The organism is Oceanimonas pelagia (assembly GCF_030849025.1).
GTDB lineage: Bacteria > Pseudomonadota > Gammaproteobacteria > Enterobacterales > Aeromonadaceae > Oceanimonas > Oceanimonas pelagia.
In genome coordinates this window covers 3,274,586-3,294,158 of record NZ_CP118224.1, presented here as the reverse complement: position 1 = coordinate 3,294,158, position 19,573 = coordinate 3,274,586, and the positions used below count along the sequence as shown (strand labels likewise).

The following is a 19,573-nucleotide window of genomic DNA, read 5'->3' as shown; positions in this document are numbered from 1 at the left end:
GTTGATTGTGGGAAGTATAAATATGCGGAAGTTGTTTCACTTGTGAAACAGGGGGAGAGTGTTCCTCAAGGTTTTAGGCTGATGAGGAAAAGATATGATGGCTTTATAAAGTATTGATTATTATGTTTTTTATTGGTGGTGTTAGCATTTTGATACATTTTTAAGTTCGCTTTACTTGTTGTTTTTTATGTTTTTTGTTTTTTTTAGTCAGCTTTAATGTTGCATTTTGTTTACATTTTTTTGTTTTTTTTTGTTTTGTTTTTTATAAATCCTGCTGATTCAGCTGTTTATGTTTTCGGTACATTTATTGCCTCAGCTGAGCTGCGTGGTTCCGTTGGTTTTGGGCCATTTTTTACCTTTGTTAAGCACGGAGAGGTTTTGTGTTCAGTGAAGAGAGTGCGATAGCTGGCAGCAAGTTTTATTGCCTCTGCGTTATTAACTGACATAGATAGCAGGCAAAATGATGAAACATATGCAACAAAAAGCACGTAATACGATTTGCGCCCTGGCGGTGGCCATGGCGTGCGGCGGAGTCTATGCCCAGGGCATAGACGTGGTTTTTAAAATCGATGAATCCGGCTCTATGGGGGGGGAAATTGCCGATGTAAAGGCTAATGTGGTGACCATTTTTAACGCCCTGCCGGCAGGATCTCATGTTGGCCTGGTGGGATATGGTTCCAGCAAAAGTGGGCACGGTACCAGTCAGGCGCCACACCTGCATTCACCATTGACCACTGACAGTACCGCCTTTCAGACAGCGGTGAATGAGCTGGTGGCCAACGGGGGCTTTGAGGAAGGTTACCGGGCGGTGGTCGAGTCGGCTACCGATACCGTGGATGGAGATTCGCTGGGCTTTACCGGCGCGCCCTACTGTAACATTCTGATTACCGATGAAACGCCGGCTCAGGGTACAGTAACCCGGCAAAATGCGATTGATGCCATGACGGCGGAAGGGGGTATCTTCTTTGGTATTATGCCGAGCGGCCTTTTTACCGAAGCTCAGCCTCTCGCCGATGCTACCGGTGGGCAGCTTTTCAATCTGGCTTCATTCCAGGAAGATGCTACCCCTGTTCTCGAAGCGGTACTGACCGCCTGTGTTGCTGCGGCAGCACCGGTGAAGGTGGATATCAAGCCCACTTCCTGCCCCAATCCGCTGAAAATGACTCAGAAAGGGGTAATTCCGGTGGCTATTCTGGGATCGGAAGAATTTGATGTTTCCCGCATTCTGCCCGATACCGTTAAAATGGCCGGCGACTGTGAGGCCCTGCGCTGGTCTTATGAAGATGTGGCCACACCCTATGACGGCGGCTTTAGTGAGCCGGTGCTGGAGAATGAATGTACCGCAGAGGGAGCCGATGGCTGGACAGATCTGACCCTGAAGTTCAACAGTCAGTGTGTGGCTGGTCAGCTGGGCGAGGTGAACGAGCGTGAAGCACGTTTGATCAGCATCAGTGGTAAATACCTGAACGATGAAAACGAAGAAGTTGAATTCGAAGCCAGTGATGTGATGCGTTTGATGCCCTGATGAAAAGCCATCAATCATCGCATTGCGTACACTGTTTTTGCTTTGAAAGTAATTGGCCATCGCTTTGCAGCGATGGCCTTTTTTACATCGCCACCTGCTGCAGCTTGCTGCGGTATTCCTGGGTTACCGCGCGGGCGTCGATGGCGTTGGCCACGGCGGTGGGGGTGATCAGCACCACCAGCTCGGTGCGGCGGGTGTTGGTGCCGCTGCTGCCGAACAGCCAGCCCAGCACCGGCACGTGGCGCAGGCCGGGTACGCCTTGGCTGTCGCGGGTGGTGTTCTCGCGAATCAAGCCCCCCAGCACCAGGGTTTCACCGCTTTGCACCGCGACTCTTGTGTCGATCTTGCGTTGGGTTATGGTGGGTGACTGAATGTTGGAGCTGGTGGTGGCGGCCACGTCGTTCACCTCCTGCACCAGCTCCAGCACCACCATGCCGCCGGCGTTTACCCGCGGCGTCACTTCCAGTAGCACACCGGTGTCGCGATACTGAATGGTGCTGGTCACGTTGCCCACGTCGCTGTTGAGGTTGGTGGTTTCCGAGGTACGGATGGGCACCTGATCGCCCACGCGGATCAGCGCTTTCTGGTTGTCGAGCACCATCAGCGAGGGCGAGGAGATCACGTTGACCTTGGAGTCGCTGGCCAGGGCCTGAAGCAGGGCCCGGGTGCCGGCGGCGTTGAACACCTCGTAGCTGGCGCTTACGTCCAGGCCACCGTCAAAGGGCGAGGGAATGGGCAGTGCACCCACCGCACCCACGCCGGTGCGGCCGCCGCCCAGGCTGTTCTTGAAATACCATTGCAGGCCGTAGCGCAGTTCGTCTTCCAGGCTCACCTCTACGATGGTGGCTTCCACCAGCACCTGCAGCGGCAGTTGGTCCAGCCGTTTGATGGCCTGCTCCACCTTCTCGTAGTCGGCGCTGGCGGCCATCACCACCAGAGCGTTGCGCTCGGTGTCGGCAATCACGCTCACTTCGCCCACGTCCAGGTTGGCGGCGTTTATGCCGGTGGCAATCTGTACCGGGCTGCCTTCCTCGCTGCTGCTCGCCGCCGGCGGCAGGGGCGAGCCGGCGCTGTTGCGGCGCTGGCTGTCGAACAACTGGTTGAGCAGCTCGGCCAGGTGATCGGCCTTGCCGTTCTGCACGTGGTAAACGTACATGTTCAGGCCCCGGGGGTTCTCGGCCCGGTCCAGCCGCTCTATCCACACCCGGGCGTCGGTCAGGTAGCGCTCCTGAGGGGTGATCACCAGCAGGGCGTTGAGTCGCTCTATGGGCAGGTAGCGCACCATGCCCGCCAGCGGGCCCTCGGCCTCGTCACCGAAAATGGCCTGCAGCTCGCTGGCCATCACGTCGGCGCTGCTGGCCTGCAGCCGGAACAGGCCCACCGACATGCCGCGCAGCTGGTCCACGTCAAACAGGTTCACGGTGTCGCGAATATTGGTGAGCTCGTCGCGGGTGCCCACCAGGGTGATCAGGTTGCGTCTGTCGTCCACCATCATGGCCCCCTGGCGGGGCTTGACCGGCTCCAGGATCTTTTCCATTTCCCGGGCGCCAATGTAACGCAGGGGCACAATCAGCATCTGGTAGCCGCGCTCGGCGGTGGGAGTCAGGCGCGGGTTCAGGGCCGAGGGCGGCACTTCGCCGGCGGGCACCACATTGAACAGGCCGTTGCTGTGCACCAGGGCGGCACCGTGGGTTTGCAGCAGGCTCTCGAGGGTGGGCAGCAGATCATCCTGGCGAATGGGGCGGTTGGTTTGCAGATACACCTGGCCGCGCACCCGTTCGTCGAGGGAGTAGTTCAGCTGCAGAATGTCGCCCAGTATGGTTTTCACCACCTCGGCAATGTCGGAGCCCTGAAAGTTGAGGGTCACGTCGCCGGGGGCCGGTGCCGCCGCCAGCGGCGCCTGGCTCAGGCGCATAAAGTTGCCCGAGCCCCGGTAAATTTCGGCCCGGGTGGCGGGCGTGGCTGCCGGTGCCGGAGTCAGGCTGGCGGGCAGCCGGTCTGTGGCCTGCTCGCCGGCGGGCAGCTTCACCGGATCGTAGCTGCTGCTCACCCTTTTTTTGCCCCAGGGTTTGTCGGGGGCGGCCCGGTCGCCGGTGGGGGTGGTGCAGGCCACCAGCAGGGTGCAAATAAGGCTGGCGCCAAGCCAGTGAGGTAATGAAAACCTGTTCATGATGACTCCCCGTTACTTCCCTGTTCGGTGTCCGGCGCATCGCCGTTGTTGTTTTGCTCGGTCGGCTCGTCGGCCTGCGGCTGTGCATGCTGCTCTGGCAGTGGCCGGGTGGACGGCGCTCTCGGCTCCCACAGTTCCAGCCGCAGCGTCTGGCCGTTGTCGCTCAGGGTAACGCTGTCTTCGGCAATGTCGTCGAGCTGCCAGTTGCCGTCCAGATACATGCCGGCCCGCAGGCGCTGCCGGCCTTCGCCTTCCCGCTCGCTGAACAGCGCCAGTTGCTGATCGTTTTCCCACACCACGCCGCTCAGCCGCCATTTTTTACGCATTTCGGCGGCGCTTTCGCTCAGGCCGTTATCGTCTTCGCCGGCTTCGGGCCGCCGGGAGGCGTTGAACAGGGGCCGCTCGAGCATGCTTTCAAACTGCTCCAGGGGCGGATACTCCGGCGGTGTCTGCCCGGTGGTCTGCGCCAGTGCCGCCGGCAGCCACAGCATCAGCAACAGGGGCCAGGAAGTGTGCGTCATGGGGCCTCCTGGCGGGTATACCCCAGCAGGTTGAAGCGCACGTCGAGGGACGGAATATCCCGCACTTGCGCATTTTGCCGGCGGGCCACCACCCGGTTGTTGCGCACCCGCGCCCGCCGGGGTGAAGCGGTGATTACCAGGTCCTCAATAAACAGCGCGGGTGTGCCCGACTCAATGGCGTGAATAAGTGGCACCAGCTCGCTCAGCTCGCTGCGCAGGTGCACCCGCAGCATGACTTCCGGCAGCGGGCCTTCGGAGCCGGCGGGGGCATTCTGAATGCTTACCAGCTGGCCGCCGCTTTGCGCCACCCGGCGGTTGAGGTATTGCTGCAGCCAGGCCTGGGCCAGGGCGGGGCGCTGCTCGGGCAGGTGCAGGTTGTCGTTGGGGGTGGCGGCCCTCAGTTGCTGCAACTGCTGCTCGGTCTGCTCCAGCTCGCCGGCCAGGCGCTGGTAGCGGGCCAGCTGGCTTTCCAGTTGCTCCAGCCGTTCCCCCTGGCGCCAGAACAGGCTGAACAGGGGGCTGATGATCAGGCTGAACACCAGCACCAGCACCAGCGCCAGCAGGGCCAGTGCCAGCCATTTTTGCTGGCGGGCATCCAGGTTCATGGCGCTCCCCCTTCACCCAGGCGGGCGGTGATCATGAAGCGATCCTTGTTGGTGGCCGGGTTATTGGTGATCGGCGAGCTGAAGCGCACATCGGTAAACAGCGCAGAGTTTTCCAGCAGGCCTATCAACTCAGACGCACTGGCCGACTCGCCGCGTATCTGCAGGGTGTCGCTGTCCAGCTCCAGCCGTGTCAGCCAGGTGTGATCCGGCAGCCGCTGCGTGAGTTCGTTCAGCAGTGGCAGGGTGGGGGGGCGTTCGGCTCTTTTTCGGGAGAGAAAATCCCGGCTGTCCTGCAGGGCGGCCAGTTCGCGCTTGAGGGCCGCGGCCCGCTCGGCCCGCTGGCGGGGCTGTTCCAGTTCGGCGGTCAGGCCGTCGATGCGGTTCTGGCGATGGTAAAGGGGCACGGCAATCAGCAAAAACAGCATGATCAGCACCAGGGCGCCGTTGAGGTTTTTCAGCCGGCCGTTGCGGCCGGCGCCATCGGGGGGAACGGGCAGGGCAATGACCGGGGCTTCGGCCCGATCGGCCGCACACAGCCGGGCAGGATACAGCCCCAGTCCGGCCAGCTCGGCCAGGTGCCCATCAATGTTGGCTTTGGGGGCCAGCAGCAGGCTCACCTGAAGTTGCGGACTGTTTTTCTCCCGGGGCGCCACGGCAAAGCCGAAATACACCTGATCGGCGTTAAAGGGGGTGTGCCGGTCCATTTCAAAGCGCAGCACGTTCTCCAGGTTGCCGGCGGTGGCGGCGGGCAGGGTGAGTTGAGTGAGCAGCAGTTCACTGGCGGGCAGGCACAATCGTACCTGCTCGGCCTTTTGCACCAGTTGCTGCCGTTCCGCGGAAGACATGCCGAAGAGTGCCCGCATGTCGCCATCGGGCTGCAGTTGCAACCGGTATTGATCCTGCCCGGCATAAATGCACAGCTGCTGGCCGGGACGAAACAGGCGCTGGCGCAGGCCATGCGGTAACGAGGCCAGCAATTGCCGGTGCCACCAGTTCCAGAACCGGGTCAGTTGCTGCGCCAGGTGGCGGCCATACCGGCCAAGCCGGCGGGCAGTTTGCTCCCCATCCATAGGGCGTCTCCGTCAGGGGGAATGTCGGTAAACAGCGGAACGAATTCCTGCTCCGCTTTCAGTACCAGGGGCCGGCCACGGCGGTTAAGCAGGCTGGCGGTCAGCCGGTAGCGATATACCGTATTCATTCGGGCTTCGGTATAAATAGTGTAGTTAACCCCGGGGGCACCGCCAGAGAGCAGCCCGGAAGGAAACAGCTCGGTGGCCGGGGGCGGCTGGCCCGCCTCAAAGCGGGCGCGTCTGTCTTCAATAAACTGATCCACCGTGGCCTCGCTTACCCCGGGCAGGGCCAGCAGCACCTGGCGGGGGGCGAACTGGGGGTTGATGCCCGGGCGCGGATTGCGCAGGGTCAGGCTGTGGCGAATTTGCCGGTACAGCTCCGGGGTCATTTCCAGCACCTTTTGCAGCTCTTCCACCGAGGTGAAGGGGGCATTGGCGGGGCCATAGTCCAGGCCCGCGGCCAGGTAATCGTCGAGCTCGGCACCGTTGAGCCGGCGCAGATCGTCGCCGTCGCGCCAGTCCATAATGGCGTCGGTCAGCCGGGCGCGCAGGGCGTCGTCGGGCTCCACCGTGGCCAGCAGGCCGTTCAGCAGTTCGGGGCCGGCGGTGTTGAGATCGATGCGGCCACTTTCGTTGAACAGCGCCAGGTATACTTCCATGTCGTTGAACGGCACGCCGTGGAGGCTGCCATCCGCCAGCCAGGGTTGCTGTTCGGCACTCTGGGCCAGGGCCAGCAGCGCCAGCTGCAGGCCGGCCTCGGCGCCTTGTTGCAGCCGGGTGGCAATGGCAATGTTGCCGCTCTGGCGGGCCTGGTTGCGACTGTTCACCGACAGCCCGGAGGCCAGCACCGTCAGCAGCAGCAGCAGCCACAGCACGCTGATCAGGGCGATGCCCCCCTGCCTATTCGAGTTGCTTGATAACATGGGGTTGCTCTCCGGGCGACACCACCAGCGCCGGCCAGTGGTCGTTCAGTTGCAGCTTCACCAGTGCCGGCAGCGTCTCCTGCTGCTGCCAGTCGCCCTGCCAGCCGGGTTGCAGTCCGTCTTCCTCCCGGGGCAGATACTCCAGGCTGAACGCGTCGGCGGGCAGGATGAGCAGCGGTGGTGTACCGTCGGGGCGCTGAAAGTCATCCACCAATTGGTACCAGTCAAAGATCAGGTCCGGCTGCTCCGGGGTGGGTTCGTCCAGTCCGGCCAGGGGCTGAGTTTTCAGCACCAGCCAGGGTGCCTCGGGATCGGCATCGTCCAGCGCCAGGTAGAACCAGGCGGTCTGGCTGACCCGGCTGTGGCGCTGGGGCAGGGCCGAGAGAAAAATCAGCGAGCGCTCATCGCCCTGGAACGACAGCAGCGAGGTGTTGCGGGTTTCCGGCACCAGGCGTGCTTCACTGCGCGCCAGCAGCCGGCGCAGAAAGCGCTGGGCCTGTACCGTTTCGCTCAGCTCGGTGTTGTGCTCGTCCACGGTCTGCCAGGCGCGGCTGGCAATGCGAAAGCCGCCGAACATCAGTCCCGCCAGCAGGGTGAGCAGGCTCAGGGCCACCATCAGCTCCAGCAGGGTAAAGCCGCGCGAGCGTGTCATCGGGCCTCCGTACGCACCAGCCGCAGGGTAGCGAGTTCATAGCGGCGGTGGTCGCTCCAGCTCACCACCACCGACAGCCGGTAGGGCAGCAGCAGGGTCTGGTTGTCCATCAGGGCTCTGCTGTCGTATTCCTCAATGCGGGTTTCCCAGGCAAAGCGGTCGTCGAACTCGCCCCGCTCCACCCCGGGGCGCAGGGTCGCGCCGGCGTCCAGCTCCGCCAGTTTCGACTCCGCCAGCAGCACCGCCTTTTGCTGATCCTGGGCGGTCCGGCTGGTCTGAATCGCCAGGGAAAAAAGATTGAGCAGTATCCCCAGGGTAACGGTGAGCACGGCAAAGGCCACCAGCACCTCCAGCAGGGTGAAGCCGGCCTGGTGTTGGCGCGCGCGGGGGCTAGTCATCGAAAACCACCCGGCCGGTGAGCCAGTCGACCCGAATGCGGTAGTGCCGGCCGTTGCCCGCTACCCGTACTGTGCCGCCGCTGCTGGCGCCATCGGGGTAAAACACCAGCCCGGCGGGAACATCGGGAACCGGCAGCGGGCCTGTGCCGGACAGGCTCAAGGTCACGGCCGCCGGCCAGGCATGTCCCCGGGCCTGCCCCGACAACTGGGTTTGCCGTTGCTCGCTGTTCAGCGTCAGGGTGACCGGCTCACCGGTGGCTATGGCCTGGCTGCGGGCCAGCCGCAGCAGCGCGGCGGTTTGCCGGCTATAGCTTTTCAGCTCGGCGCCGGGCAGCAGGGCGGCAAAGCGGGGCAGGGCCACCGCCAGCGCCAGCACGGCGATGGTCAGCACCACCAGCAGTTCCAGCAGGGTAAAGCCAAAGCCGGTGGCGTTACTCCCAGCTGACCACATCCTGAGCTTCACCCGAGCCTCCTTGCTGATTGTCGGACCCCAGGCTGAACAGATCGAACTCGCCGTGCTGGCCGGGAGAGCGATACTGGTAGTCGTTGCCCCAGGGGTCCTGTGGCACCGATTTCTTGTTCAGATAGGGGCCGTTCCAGCCCCTGGCACCGGCGGGGGCGCTGATCAGGGCTTCCAGTCCTTCGGCGGTGGTGGGATGACGGCCCACCTCCAGGCGATAAAGATCCAGCGCCGTGCTCAGCTCCTTGATCTGCAGCGCCGCCGTCTTGGTTTTGGAACCGCCCAGCTGGCGCAGCACCTGAGGGCCCGCCAGGCTGGCCAGCAGCCCCAGGATCACCAGCACCACCAGCAGTTCCAGCAGGGTAAAGCCGAGTCCGAATGGTTTAGGTTGATAACGCACATTTACCTCCCAGGATGGGTCACTTTATATGGGCAGTTCGTTAATGCCGAGAATGGCCACCAGCATGGAAATGATAATGCCGGCGATCAGCACCCCCAGTCCCAGGATCAGCACCGGCTCCAGTATGGTCAGCAGGCGCTGAATGGCGTTTTCCACTTCCCGGTCGTAGGTGTCGGCCACCCGCAGCAGCATGTCTTCAAGCTGGCCGGTTTCCTCGCCCACCCGAATCATCTGTATGGCCAGGGGCGGAAACCGGCCCGAGGCCTGCAGCGGCTCCGCCAGTCGTTTGCCCTCTTTCAGATCGTGGCCGGCCTCCGCCAGCACCTTCATCAGCTGCTGGTTGCCCAGGGTCTGGCGGGCGATGTCGAGGGCGGCCAGCAGGGGCACGCCGCCTTTCATCAGGGTGCCCAGGCTGCGGCTGCAGCGGGCCACCTCCAGCCGCTGAATAAGCGGGCCGGCCAGGGGCAGGCGCAACAGCAGAGTGTGCCAGGCCAGTCGCACTCCGGGCTCGCGCAGCCGGCGGCGGGCATAAAGCAGCCCCAGCAGCAGCCCCAGCAGCAGCCAGAGCCCAAAGCGTTTGATGAAATCGGCGGTGTCGATCACAATGCGGGTTGGCAGGGGCATGGCCTGGCCCATGTCGGCAAACAGTTGCTGAAACTGGGGGATCACGTAGGTGAGAATGATCAGCAGCGAGGCCGCCGACACCAGCAGCAGGATCAGCGGGTAGATCAGGGCCGACAGGGCTTTGTCCCGCAACAGCCGGCTGCGCTCCAGATATTGCGCCAGATCCGCCAGACCCTGCTCCAGGTTGCCCGAGATCTCGGCGGCCCGGATCATGTTGAGGTAAAAGGGCGAGAAGCCGGCGTTTTGCTCCGCCAGCACCGCCGACAGCGCCTGGCCGCGCTGTATGCCCTCGCGAATGCGGCTGAGCAGGCGGGTGTCGTCGTTGCGGTTGCGCACCTGGATCATGATGCCCAGGGCCCGTTCCAGGGGCACGCCGGCCTTGAGCAGGGCCGCCAGATCCTGGGTCAGGGCCTGAATCTGCCGCTCGCTGGTGCCGTTGCGGCCCGGGCCGAGCTTTATGCTCAGCAGGCCGGTGTTGCGTTCGCCGGCGGGCTTCACGCTGAGGGGGATCAGGCCCCTCTGCTGCAGCTGCAGTACTATGGCCTGCTGATCGGCCCCTTCCAGCCGGCCTTCCTGCTCCTCGCCGCTGTGGCTGACCGCCCGAAAGTGAAACAGTGCCATCTCAGGCCTCCTGGGTAACCCGAATCACCTCTTCCACATTGGTGATCCCCTGCCGGGCCTTGAGCAGGCCGTCGCCATACATGGTGCGCATGCCGCCAGCCACGGCGGCGCGCTGGATCTGGCCGGCGTCGGCATGGCTCAGCACCAGCTTGCGAATGTCATCGTTCATCACCAGCAACTCCTGAATGGCCAGCCGGCCGTGATAGCCGGTGTGGGCGCAGTGGCCGCAGCCCACCGGGCGGAACAGCCGCAGCGGCTCGCCGGGCACCAGTGGTTCCAGCTTCAGCTCGCGCACCAGCTCCGGCAGCGGTTCATAGCCTTCCTTGCAGTGGGGGCAGAGCACGCGGATCAGGCGCTGGCCGACCACGCCATTGAGGGTGGAAGTGAGCAGGTAGTCTTCCACCCCCATTTCCAGCAGCCGGGTGACACTGCTGGCGGCGTCGTTGGTGTGCAGGGTGGACAGCACCAGGTGGCCGGTGAGCGCCGACTGCACGCAGATGCGGGCGGTTTCCAGATCGCGCATTTCCCCTACCATGATCACGTCCGGATCCTGGCGCACAATGGCGCGCAGGGCGCTGGCAAAGGTCAGGCCGATGGCGGGCTTGACGTGGATCTGGTTAATGCCCTCCATCTGGTATTCCACCGGGTCTTCCACCGTGATCAGCTTGCGCTCGGTGGTATTGAGCCGGTTCAGCGCGGTATAGAGGGTGGTGGTTTTGCCGCTGCCGGTGGGGCCGGTGACCAGCAGCACGCCGTGGGGAATGGCCAGTACCTGTTGCAACCGCTGGCGGGTGTCGCCGGCAAAGCCCAGGGCGTCGAAGTCGAGCACCACGCTTTCCCGGTTGAGCAGGCGCATCACCAGGCTTTCGCCGTGCATGGTGGGCACGGTGGACACCCGAATGTCGAGATCCTGGCCCTGCACCTTCAGCTCGATGCGACCGTCCTGGGGCAGGCGGCGTTCGGCAATATTGAGCCGGGCCAGGATCTTGATGCGCGAGATAATGGCCGGGGTCATGTTCACCGGCGGCGCCTCGCCCTGTTGCAGTACGCCGTCGATGCGGTAACGAATGTTAAGCCGGTTTTCAAAGGGCTCCACGTGAATGTCCGACGCCCTCAGCTCCACCGCTTTCTGAATGAGAAGGTTCACCAGCCTTATTACCGGCGCCTCGCTGGCCATGTCTTTCAGCTGGGCGATGCGTTCCTCGGTTTCCTCCTCTTGCTGCACCGCCGACAGTATGTCGCCCATCTTGCTCTGGCCTTCGCCGTAGAGCCGCTCGATGGCGGCGTCTATTTCCGATCCGACACCCACCTGGGCCCGCACCGGCTGGCCGCAGAGCATGGCCATGGCCTGCAGGGCAAAGTCGTCGTCCGGATCCACCATGGCCAGCGCCAGGGTATTGTCCTGCTGATAAAGGGGTACCAGGTGGTGCTCCTTGAGAAAACGGTAGGGCAGGGGGTGCTCCAGTGGCGGGGCCAGGGGGTAGCGGTCGGTTTCGGTCAGAGGCAGCTTATGCAGTTCGGCCAGGGTACGGGCCAGCTCCCGCTCCGACATCATGCCGAGGTTGAGCAGCAAACGGGGCAGGGGCACGGCTTCCTGCTGGCCCTGTTGCATGCGTGTCAGCCGGCTCAGCTCCTTGTCGGTGAGTTGGCCCTGCTCGATCAGTTTTTGGCCGAGGGCTTGATCCCGTGCCGACCAGGCTCCGCTGACATCCATATCGATTGCCTCCCTGTGTTCTGATCAAGCATAGACCGCCGGCGACAGGTTGAAGAAAGGCTGTGATCAGGCTCAAAGTTCTAAGGAAGCATAAATATTCTTCTTTTTAGTATATGTATTTGAAAATTAGTCATTGACCCGAGCGCGGCGCCATATTTCAATAGTGCGGGGTCTCGTAAAGGTGCATCCCCAATAGAGGTTTAGAAACAATAACAAGGAAGACATCGTGACGTATATCCATGACACCATTGTCAAACTGCAGAAGACCAGCCCGGCGCAAGCAGAGTTCTACCAGGCCGTAGAGGAAGTGCTCGACTCCCTGCAGCCCATTCTCGAAACCAACGAAAAGTACAAGAAGCATGCCATCATCGAGCGCATGGTGGAGCCCGAGCGCCAGATCATGTTCCGGGTGCCCTGGGTGGACGATCAGGGCAACGTGCAGGTGAACAAGGGTTACCGCATCGAGTTCAATTCCGCCCTGGGCCCGTACAAGGGCGGCCTGCGTTTTCACCCCAGCGTGAACGCCGGCATCATCAAGTTCCTTGGTTTTGAGCAGATTTTCAAAAACGCCCTCACCGGCCTGCCCATCGGCGGCGGCAAGGGTGGCGCCAACTTCGATCCCAAGGGCAAGTCCGACGGCGAAATCATGCGCTTCTGCCAGTCCTTCATCAATGAGCTGTACCGTCACATCGGCCCGACCACCGACGTACCCGCCGGCGACATTGGCGTGGGTGCCCGTGAAATCGGCTACATGTTCGGCCAGTACAAGCGCCTGACCGGCAACTACGACGGCGTGTTCACCGGCAAGAGCCTGCTGTGGGGCGGCTCCCTGGTGCGCAAGGAAGCCACCGGCTACGGTTGCGTTTACTTCGCCCAGTACATGCTGGAAGCCAAGGGCGACACCCTGGCCGGCAAGCGCTGCCTGGTGTCCGGTGCCGGCAACGTGGCCATCTACACCATCGAAAAGCTGTATCAGCTGGGCGCCATTCCGGTGACCTGCTCCGACTCCAGCGGCACCATCTATCACGAGACCGGCATCAACCTGGAGACCCTGAAGGAGCTGAAGGAAGTGCGCAAGGTACGCCTGAACGAGTACGTGACCGCCCATCCGGAAGCCAAGTTCATTCCCGCCGCCGACTACCCGGCCGACGGCCATGCGGTATGGCGCATTCCGGCCCAGCTGGCCTTCCCCTGTGCCACCCAGAACGAACTGACCGAAGCCGATGCCCAGGCCCTGATCGCCAATGGCGTGATCGGTGTGTCTGAAGGTGCCAACATGCCCTCTACCCAGGAAGCGGTGGAAGTGTTCCTGGATGCCAGGATCAGCTACGGCCCGGGCAAGGCGGCCAACGCCGGCGGTGTGGCCACCAGCCAGCTGGAAATGGCCCAGAACGCCAGCATGCAGCGCTGGAGCTTTGAGGAAGTGGACGAGAAGCTGAAGGTGATCATGAAGAACATTTTCCTGAGCGCCAGCGAAACCGCCGCCGAGTTCGGCGAGCCCCACAACCTGGTGCTGGGTGCCAACATTGCCGGTTTCCGCAAGGTGGCCGACGCCATGATCGAGCAGGGCGTGGTGTAACCGCCAGCTCCCTTCGAATAACGTCTAAAGGCCCGGCAGACCGGGCTTTTATTTTTTGTGGCAGTGGTTATTGCAGACTGAACATGCCGGGCTGGTCCCGGCATGTTGCGTTTTATCTTCAGGCCTCGGCGGCCACCACGGAGATTTCCACCAGCAGCTCGGGGCGGGCCATGGCGGCTTCCACACAGGCCCGGGCCGGGGCATGGCCTTCCGGCACCCAGGCGTCCCATACCGCGTTCATGGCGGCGAAGTCGGCCATGGTCTTCAGGTAAATGGTGGCGGACAGAATGTGCTCGCGATCGGAGCCGGCTTCCTGCAGCAACTCGTCCACTTTTTCCAGCATGGTTACCGTCTGTTCGGTAATGTCCTTGGTGGCGTCCTTGCATACCTGACCGCACAGGTAGATGGTGCCGTTGTGCTTGACGATACGGCTCATGCGCTGGCCGATCTGCTGGCGTTCAATAGTCATTTGTATCTCTCTTTGGGGTTATGTCGGTGGTAAAAACACGACCTTACCGCCACGGTCAGCGTTGTAAACCACAGATATGCAGCAATGCCAAACAACCGGGGGTTGATCACGCTGCGGAAGCCGAAATAGTCAAACGCCCCAGCAGGGGCGTTGAGGGTTACTGGCTGGCTTCATCCACCAGGTAGAGAATGGACTCGTAGTGAATGCCGCTGTGGTGGCTGAGCCCCAGCTCGCAGGTGCGGCTGTTGCTCACACCCCGGGTGCAACCCGCCGGCACCTGTTCCCGCAGCGGTTTGAGCGCGGCGGCGTTCAGCTCCGGGGTGGTAAAGCCCTTGTCGCCGGCAAAGCCGCAGCATTCGATGTGTTCGGGCACCACCACCTCTTGTGCGCAGCGCCGGGCCAGCGCCAGCATGGGCTCGGCCAGCCCCATGCGCCGGCTGCTGCAGGTAATGTGCAGCATCACAGTCTCATCCACCGGTTCGATCGCCAGCCGCTCCAGGGCGTGTTCCAGCACAAACTGCACCGGCTCATAAATCTTGAGCGGCCGGCTTGCGGTTTCCAGGCTGCGCTTGGCGCAGGGGCTGGTGTCCATCAGCACCGGCCAGCGGCCCTGTTCACTGGCCTGCCACAGGGCGGATTCCAGCTCGGCGGCCTTGCCGCTGGCCAGCGCCGCCATCCCCTTGCTCTGATAGGGCATGCCGCAGCACAGGCCGGTGAGCGACTCGGGCAGGATCACCTCAAAACCGGCCTTGTTGAGCACCGCCAGGGTGACCTCGGTGAGGGAACGGGGGTCTCGCGCGCCCGGCGACTGCCCCAGAGTGCGGCTGGCGCAGGACGGAAAATACACTACCTTTTCCGGCCCGGAGCCGCCGGCCCTGGGCCGGTGCGGGTTGGCGCCCGGGGTTTCCGGCAGCCACAGCGGCACCTTGTTTTTGCTCGCCTTGCGCAGCCCGGCATTCAGCCGGGTCATGGTGTGGTCGCCAAGCAGCCGGCGACCAAGGTGGGCGGCATTCAGCCCCAGGGCCACGGCCCGGGTGGTGGCGGTAAAGTGGCTGGCGGTCCAGCGGGCGATGGGCTCGAATTTCTGGTAGCGCACGGTGCGCAGCTGGCGTACCAGATCCCCGGTGTTGATGCCCACCGGGCAGCGCTGGGCGCACAGGCCGGTGGCGGCGCAGGTATCCACGCCCTGTTTATCAAACACGCGTTGCAGCGAGTCGGCGGTGGACTCGCCGGCGGCGGCCCGGCGTTGCAGCTCGCGAAACAGCACAATGCGCTGGCGCGGGGTCAGGCTCAGATCCCGGGACGGGCACACCGCCTCGCAAAAGCCGCATTCAATGCACTTGTCGACGATGGCATCGGCGGCGGGCAGGGGCTTCAGGTCTTTCAGGTGGGCCTGGTGATCGTCGTTGAGGATCACCCCGGGGTTGAGCAGGCCGTCCGGGTCGAACAGCGCCTTGATGCGTTGCATCAGGGCATACCCCTCCTTGCCCCACTCCAGCTCCACATAGGGGGCCATGTTGCGGCCGGTGCCGTGCTCGGCCTTGAGCGAGCCGCCGTAGTCCACCGCCACCAGCTGCGCCACGGCGTCCATAAAGCCGCCGTAGCGCTCCAGCTCGGCCTGAGTATCAAACCCCTGAGTGAACACGAAGTGCAGGTTGCCCGCCAGGGCATGGCCGAAGATGATGGCCTCATGGTAGCCAAAGCGCTCAAACAGGGCGGTGAGTTTACGCACCGCCGGGGCCAGCTCTTCTACCGGAAAGGCCACGTCTTCAATGATCACGGTGGTGCCGGTTTCCCGCACCGCGCCCACCGCCGGAAACATGCCCTTGCGCATGGCCCAGAGGGTGGCGCAGGTGGCCTTGTCCTGGGTGAAGGCCACCTGGTTGCGGCGCTCAAAGGGAGTGACGGCGGCCATGGCCCGCTCGCATTTCTGCAGCAGCTCGGCCTCATCGGCGCCGTGCACTTCCACCAGCAGGGCGGCGGCTTCCGTGTCGAGCTCGCGCACAAAGCCGGGCATGCCCGGCTTGTCGGCAATGGAGGCCAGGGCCCGGCCGTCCATCAGTTCCACCGCCGCCACTTCGGTGCCGGCCAGGGCGGTCACCGCCCGGCAGGTGGTTTCAATGTCGGCATACACCAGCAGGCAGGAGGCCTTGAACGGGTGATCGGGCACCGTGTTATAGCTGACCTCGGCCATAAAGCCGAGGGTGCCTTCGGAGCCGATCATCAGGTGGGCCAGCATGTCGACGGGATCGTCAAAGTCGAGCAGGGCGTTCAGGCTGTAGCCGGTGGTGTTCTTCAGCCGGTACTTGTGGCGAATGCGCTCGCTGAGCTCAGGGTTGGCTTTTACTTCTTCGCTCAGTTGTTTGAGCCCGGCCAGCAGCTCGGGCCTGTGCTCGGCAAAACGGGCCCGGCTGGCGGCGTCCCGGGTGTCGAGCCGAGTGCCGTCGGCCAGCACCAGGCTCAGGCCGTGCAGGGTGCGGTAGGAGTTCTGGGCGGTGCCGCAGCACATGCCGGAGGCGTTGTTGGCGGCAATGCCGCCGATCTTGCAGCTGTTGATGGACGCCGGATCCGGGCCAATCTTGCGGCCATAGGGGGCCAGATAGCGGTTGGCGTCGGCGCCGATCACCCCGGGTTGCAGGGCGATCCGTTTGCCGTCGTCCTCGATGCGGTGGCCGCGCCAGTCGTCGGTGAGGGTGATCAGCACCGAGTCGGACACCGCCTGCCCCGACAGGCTGGTGCCGGCGGCACGAAAGGTGCAGGGAATGCCATGCCGGCGGCAGGCCGCCAGCACTCGCACCACTTCGTCCTGGCTTGCCAGCCGCAGCACCAGTTTGGGCAGCAGCCGGTAAAAGCTGGCATCGGTGCCGTAGGCCAGGCACAGGGACGGATCGGCAATAATACGTTCACTCGGCAAAAAGCCGGCCAGCTCGTCGGCCAGCCGCTGGTAGCGTGCCTCCATCAGGCATCCTCCAGAATCAATACCGTCAGGGCGCTGGGGCCGTGGGCGCCGTAGGCCAGGGTTTGCTGTATGTCGGCGGTCTTGGACGGGCCCGACACCAGCAGCAGGTTGGTGGGCATGCCCTGGTTCCAGCCTTCGCTGGCCATCATGGCCGGCAGGTTGGCGTGCAGGGTGGAGGCCTTGAGAATGGCAATGTGATGGGGCGGCACCAGCGACAGGGTGCGCGGCTCTTCCGGCCCCGGCCACAGCACCAGGCTGCCGCTGGCGGCAATGGCGCCGTGGCAGCCGGTGATGCCGGCATCCATGGTGTTGAACAGCTCGTCTTTCCACTCTTCCAGCGGGCGGTCAAAGCAGACCCGCTCGGCGGTGCCGTTCAAGGCCTGGGTGATTTCGTCAAAAAATTCACCGCCGGTGCCGGTGGCCACCCGCTTGATGCCGGCTTCAGCCAGCCGCTCCCGCAGGGTGGACACCAGGGCGGTGCGGGACAGGCGCAGCACCTCGGCATGGTTCTGTTCCAGCAGCCCGGTGAGCCGGGCCAGCATGGTGTCGGGGTCGGAGTCGTTCCAGATGGGGTAGTCCGGCTCCGGCGCGGACAGCGGCAGCGCATTGACCCGGCGCAGCCGGTCAAGAATGGCGGTTCGGGCGGTCGACATTATTTGTTCCTCTCGGCCATGAGTTCACGCAGGGTGCGGGCGGCAGGTTTTGGGGCGGTGCGGCAGCGGGTCCAGGGGCCCAGCTTGCGCGGGATCAGCCAGCGCAGCCGGGTGGCGCACCAGGTCAGCATACGGTACAGCGCCGGCTGGCGGGTGGCCAGGGCAAAGCTGCGCCAGACAAAGGCCTCGGTGTTGCTGGCCGCCGCCTTCTGGCCGCGCAGGGGCAGGGCGCCGGGAGCGGGATCCTGCTTGGCCTCGTGGCGCAGCCGCTGCAGCAGCTCGGGAATGGGAATGCGCACCGGGCACACCTCGCCGCAGGCGCCGCACAGGCTGGAAGCGGTGGGCAGATCCCGGGTTGCCTCCAGGCCCATCAGGTGCGGCGAGATGATCTTGCCGATGGGGCCGGGATACACGGTGCCGTAGGCATGGCCACCAATGCGGGTGTACACCGGACAGTGGTTCATGCAGGCACCGCAGCGAATGCATTGCAGGGTCTTGCGCAGCTCCTCGTCGGCAAAGGCCTGGCTGCGGCCGTTGTCGAGCAGCACCAGGTGCACTTCCTTGGGGCCGTCGAGCTCATTTTCCTTGCGCGGGCCACTGATCATGTTGAAGTAGGTGGTGATCAGCTGGCCGGTGGCGGAGCGGGTGAGGGCGCTGAACAGCGGCGGCACGTCGGCCAGAAATTCCACCACCTTCTCGATGCCGGTAATGGCAATATGCACTTCGGGCACTGTGGTGCACATGCGGCCGTTGCCTTCGTTTTCCACCAGGCACAGGGTGCCGGTTTCCGCCACCGCAAAGTTGACCCCGGACACGCCCACGTCGGCGGTGCGGTATTTTTCCCGCAGCACCCGCCGGCCGGTCTGGATCAGGGTATCCACGTCCAGGGTGTGTTCAAAGCCGGGCACATGCTCGGCGAACAAATCGGCCACCTGCTGCTTGTTCTTGTGAATGGCGGGCATGATGATGTGGGACGGCGTTTCCCGGCCGAGCTGGACTATGTATTCGCCCATGTCGCTTTCCAGGCAGGTGATGCCTTCCTTGGCCATGGCGTCGTTCAGCTCGATTTCCTCGCTCACCATTGACTTGCCCTTCACGGCCAGGGTGCCGCCGTGAGACTGGATGATGTCGGTGAAAATGGCGTTGGCCTGCTCGGCGTTTTCCGCCCAGTGCACGCGAATGCCGTTGGCGATGCAGTTGCTTTCCAGTTGTTCCAGCAGTTCGGGCAGCTTGCTCAGGCAGCGCCGGCGAATGGCCTCGGCCCGATCGCGAATGGCGCTTTCCTCACCGGCGTCGGCAAAGGCGGTTTTGCGCTTGTCGCGCAGGTAGTCCATGGCGCCGCGAAAGTTGGCGCGCAGCTCCTTGTCGGCCAGGGCCGCCTCGGCCTGGGCGTGAAAGTGTTGAGGCTGGTTATGCATGGCTTCCCTCCAGCCGGCTCAGCAGAAAGCTGGCCAGGTGAATGCCTTTGAGGGTGCGGCCCTGGTATTCCAGGGCGCCGTTGATATTGAGCAGGCAGCCCCAGTCGGCACTGACCAGCTGTTCGGCCTGGGTGTCGTTCAGATGCCGGGTCTTGTCCTGCACCATGGCCTCGCTGATGGCCGGGTGGCGCACCGCAAAGGTGCCGCCAAAGCCGCAGCACTCGCTTTCGTAGGCCTGCTCGCGCAGCTCCACCTGCTCCAGCTGGCCCAGCAGCTGGCGGGCGGTGACATGCACCTTCATTTCCCGGCGGGCGGCGCAGGAGGTGTGCAGTACCACTGAGGTGCTGGGGCCCTGATCCTTCAGCCGAATGCGGCAGACGTGCACCAGAAACTCGGTGAGTTCAAATACCCGATCACAGAATTGATTGACGCGGGCCTCGTGCTCGCTGCCGGCAAACAGCCGGCGGTAATGATGGTGCATCATGCCGCCGCAGGAGCCCGACAGCACGATCACCGGCCAGGGCTCGGGAAACAGCGCCATCTGGCTGAGGGCCGTGGTGCGGGCGTCGTCGTTATAGCCGGAGGAATAGGCGGGCTGGCCGCAGCAACTCTGCTTGGGCACGTAGATAACCTCAACCCCGGCCAGTTCCAGCAGGCGAATGGCATCCAGCCCGCTTTGGGGCGAAAACAGATCCACCAGGCAGGTGGCGTAGACGTAGACCTTTTCCGGTCTGGGCGGGTAGAGGCGAATAGCGGACGACATAGGGCAATTCCTGTCAGGGTTACAACAAGGCCGCCAGCGGGCGCCGGCG

Annotated in this window: 18 protein-coding genes; 2 read left to right on the top strand and 16 right to left on the bottom strand. The window is 63.5% G+C overall.

Annotation, left to right across the window (positions count from 1 at the left end):
* Positions 1 to 460 precede the first annotated feature (460 nt).
* Positions 461 to 1,525 carry a vWA domain-containing protein gene (locus PU634_RS15785; protein WP_306761770.1) on the top strand — a complete coding sequence of 355 codons (1,065 nt, stop codon included), beginning with the start codon at positions 461 to 463 and terminating at the stop codon, positions 1,523 to 1,525.
* Positions 1,526 to 1,607: 82 nt separating this feature from the next.
* On the opposite strand, the gene gspD is transcribed toward PU634_RS15785, so the two are convergent.
* From gspD to gspE, 11 genes are read right to left on the bottom strand one after another with little or no spacing between them, the layout of a single operon-like run.
* A complete protein-coding gene (gene gspD, locus PU634_RS15780) occupies positions 1,608 to 3,695 on the bottom strand; it encodes a type II secretion system secretin GspD (RefSeq protein ID WP_306761769.1) in 2,088 nt (695 codons plus the stop codon).
* Complete coding sequence (locus tag PU634_RS15775; RefSeq protein ID WP_306761768.1) at positions 3,692 to 4,216, bottom strand: type II secretion system protein N; 525 nt, start codon at positions 4,214 to 4,216, stop codon at positions 3,692 to 3,694. Before PU634_RS15775 ends, gspD begins: the two co-directional genes overlap by 4 nt.
* A complete protein-coding gene (gene gspM, locus PU634_RS15770; protein WP_306761766.1) occupies positions 4,213 to 4,821 on the bottom strand; it encodes a type II secretion system protein GspM in 609 nt (202 codons plus the stop codon). The genes PU634_RS15775 and gspM overlap by 4 nt, the downstream gene beginning before the upstream one ends.
* A complete protein-coding gene (locus PU634_RS15765; protein ID WP_306761765.1) occupies positions 4,818 to 5,891 on the bottom strand; it encodes a PilN domain-containing protein in 1,074 nt (357 codons plus the stop codon). Before PU634_RS15765 ends, gspM begins: the two co-directional genes overlap by 4 nt.
* Positions 5,828 to 6,814: a type II secretion system minor pseudopilin gene (locus PU634_RS15760; RefSeq protein ID WP_306761763.1), complete on the bottom strand. Its 987-nt coding sequence runs from the start codon at positions 6,812 to 6,814 to the stop codon at positions 5,828 to 5,830. Before PU634_RS15760 ends, PU634_RS15765 begins: the two co-directional genes overlap by 64 nt.
* On the bottom strand, positions 6,792 to 7,466 hold the full coding sequence (locus PU634_RS15755) for a prepilin-type N-terminal cleavage/methylation domain-containing protein (protein ID WP_306761761.1): 675 nt from the start codon (positions 7,464 to 7,466) through the stop codon (positions 6,792 to 6,794). The genes PU634_RS15760 and PU634_RS15755 overlap by 23 nt, the downstream gene beginning before the upstream one ends.
* Positions 7,463 to 7,864, bottom strand: coding sequence for a type IV pilus modification PilV family protein (locus PU634_RS15750; RefSeq protein ID WP_306761759.1), 402 nt, complete (start codon positions 7,862 to 7,864; stop codon positions 7,463 to 7,465). The genes PU634_RS15755 and PU634_RS15750 overlap by 4 nt, the downstream gene beginning before the upstream one ends.
* Positions 7,857 to 8,327 (bottom strand): GspH/FimT family protein, encoded by a 471-nt coding sequence (locus tag PU634_RS15745; protein ID WP_306761758.1) that lies wholly within the window; start codon positions 8,325 to 8,327, stop codon positions 7,857 to 7,859. The genes PU634_RS15750 and PU634_RS15745 overlap by 8 nt, the downstream gene beginning before the upstream one ends.
* On the bottom strand, positions 8,296 to 8,724 hold the full coding sequence (gene gspG / locus PU634_RS15740; RefSeq protein WP_306761757.1) for a type II secretion system major pseudopilin GspG: 429 nt from the start codon (positions 8,722 to 8,724) through the stop codon (positions 8,296 to 8,298). The genes PU634_RS15745 and gspG overlap by 32 nt, the downstream gene beginning before the upstream one ends.
* A gap of 24 nt (positions 8,725 to 8,748) precedes the next feature.
* Complete coding sequence (locus tag PU634_RS15735; RefSeq protein WP_306761755.1) at positions 8,749 to 9,969, bottom strand: type II secretion system F family protein; 1,221 nt, start codon at positions 9,967 to 9,969, stop codon at positions 8,749 to 8,751.
* A 1-nt stretch (position 9,970) separates the two neighbouring features.
* Entirely contained in the window at positions 9,971 to 11,683 is a 1,713-nt protein-coding gene (gspE, locus tag PU634_RS15730; RefSeq protein ID WP_306761754.1) for a type II secretion system ATPase GspE, read from the bottom strand.
* 226 nt (positions 11,684 to 11,909) lie between these two features.
* Here gspE and gdhA point away from each other — a divergent pair, with 226 nt between their 5' ends.
* Positions 11,910 to 13,262, top strand: a complete 1,353-nt coding sequence (gene gdhA, locus PU634_RS15725) for an NADP-specific glutamate dehydrogenase (RefSeq protein WP_306761753.1) — start codon at positions 11,910 to 11,912, stop codon at positions 13,260 to 13,262.
* A 118-nt stretch (positions 13,263 to 13,380) separates the two neighbouring features.
* Here gdhA and PU634_RS15720 read toward each other — a convergent pair whose 3' ends face one another.
* The 5 genes from PU634_RS15720 to PU634_RS15700 form a co-directional block, all read right to left on the bottom strand.
* Positions 13,381 to 13,731, bottom strand: coding sequence for a RidA family protein (locus PU634_RS15720; protein ID WP_306761752.1), 351 nt, complete (start codon positions 13,729 to 13,731; stop codon positions 13,381 to 13,383).
* 157 nt (positions 13,732 to 13,888) lie between these two features.
* Complete coding sequence (locus tag PU634_RS15715) at positions 13,889 to 16,690, bottom strand: FAD-binding and (Fe-S)-binding domain-containing protein (RefSeq protein WP_306761751.1); 2,802 nt, start codon at positions 16,688 to 16,690, stop codon at positions 13,889 to 13,891.
* A complete protein-coding gene (locus tag PU634_RS15710; RefSeq protein WP_306761750.1) occupies positions 16,690 to 17,343 on the bottom strand; it encodes a LutC/YkgG family protein in 654 nt (217 codons plus the stop codon). The genes PU634_RS15715 and PU634_RS15710 overlap by 1 nt, the downstream gene beginning before the upstream one ends.
* Positions 17,343 to 18,761 (bottom strand): LutB/LldF family L-lactate oxidation iron-sulfur protein, encoded by a 1,419-nt coding sequence (locus PU634_RS15705; protein WP_306761749.1) that lies wholly within the window; start codon positions 18,759 to 18,761, stop codon positions 17,343 to 17,345. Before PU634_RS15705 ends, PU634_RS15710 begins: the two co-directional genes overlap by 1 nt.
* A complete protein-coding gene (locus PU634_RS15700; RefSeq protein ID WP_306761747.1) occupies positions 18,754 to 19,524 on the bottom strand; it encodes a (Fe-S)-binding protein in 771 nt (256 codons plus the stop codon). Before PU634_RS15700 ends, PU634_RS15705 begins: the two co-directional genes overlap by 8 nt.
* Positions 19,525 to 19,573 lie beyond the last annotated feature (49 nt).

What these genes read in the sequence shown, in the direction of transcription:
- PU634_RS15785 (WP_306761770.1), top strand. Translation starts at nt 461, where the DNA reads ATGATGAAACATATGCAACAAAAAGCACGTAATACGATTTGCGCCCTG.
- gspD (WP_306761769.1), bottom strand. Translation starts at nt 3,695, where the DNA reads ATGAACAGGTTTTCATTACCTCACTGGCTTGGCGCCAGCCTTATTTGC.
- PU634_RS15775 (WP_306761768.1), bottom strand. Translation starts at nt 4,216, where the DNA reads ATGACGCACACTTCCTGGCCCCTGTTGCTGATGCTGTGGCTGCCGGCG.
- gspM (WP_306761766.1), bottom strand. Translation starts at nt 4,821, where the DNA reads ATGAACCTGGATGCCCGCCAGCAAAAATGGCTGGCACTGGCCCTGCTG.
- PU634_RS15765 (WP_306761765.1), bottom strand. Translation starts at nt 5,891, where the DNA reads ATGGATGGGGAGCAAACTGCCCGCCGGCTTGGCCGGTATGGCCGCCAC.
- PU634_RS15760 (WP_306761763.1), bottom strand. Translation starts at nt 6,814, where the DNA reads ATGTTATCAAGCAACTCGAATAGGCAGGGGGGCATCGCCCTGATCAGC.
- PU634_RS15755 (WP_306761761.1), bottom strand. Translation starts at nt 7,466, where the DNA reads ATGACACGCTCGCGCGGCTTTACCCTGCTGGAGCTGATGGTGGCCCTG.
- PU634_RS15750 (WP_306761759.1), bottom strand. Translation starts at nt 7,864, where the DNA reads ATGACTAGCCCCCGCGCGCGCCAACACCAGGCCGGCTTCACCCTGCTG.
- PU634_RS15735 (WP_306761755.1), bottom strand. Translation starts at nt 9,969, where the DNA reads ATGGCACTGTTTCACTTTCGGGCGGTCAGCCACAGCGGCGAGGAGCAG.
- gspE (WP_306761754.1), bottom strand. Translation starts at nt 11,683, where the DNA reads ATGGATGTCAGCGGAGCCTGGTCGGCACGGGATCAAGCCCTCGGCCAA.
- PU634_RS15720 (WP_306761752.1), bottom strand. Translation starts at nt 13,731, where the DNA reads ATGACTATTGAACGCCAGCAGATCGGCCAGCGCATGAGCCGTATCGTC.
- PU634_RS15715 (WP_306761751.1), bottom strand. Translation starts at nt 16,690, where the DNA reads ATGGAGGCACGCTACCAGCGGCTGGCCGACGAGCTGGCCGGCTTTTTG.
- PU634_RS15710 (WP_306761750.1), bottom strand. Translation starts at nt 17,343, where the DNA reads ATGTCGACCGCCCGAACCGCCATTCTTGACCGGCTGCGCCGGGTCAAT.
- PU634_RS15705 (WP_306761749.1), bottom strand. Translation starts at nt 18,761, where the DNA reads ATGCATAACCAGCCTCAACACTTTCACGCCCAGGCCGAGGCGGCCCTG.
- PU634_RS15700 (WP_306761747.1), bottom strand. Translation starts at nt 19,524, where the DNA reads ATGTCGTCCGCTATTCGCCTCTACCCGCCCAGACCGGAAAAGGTCTAC.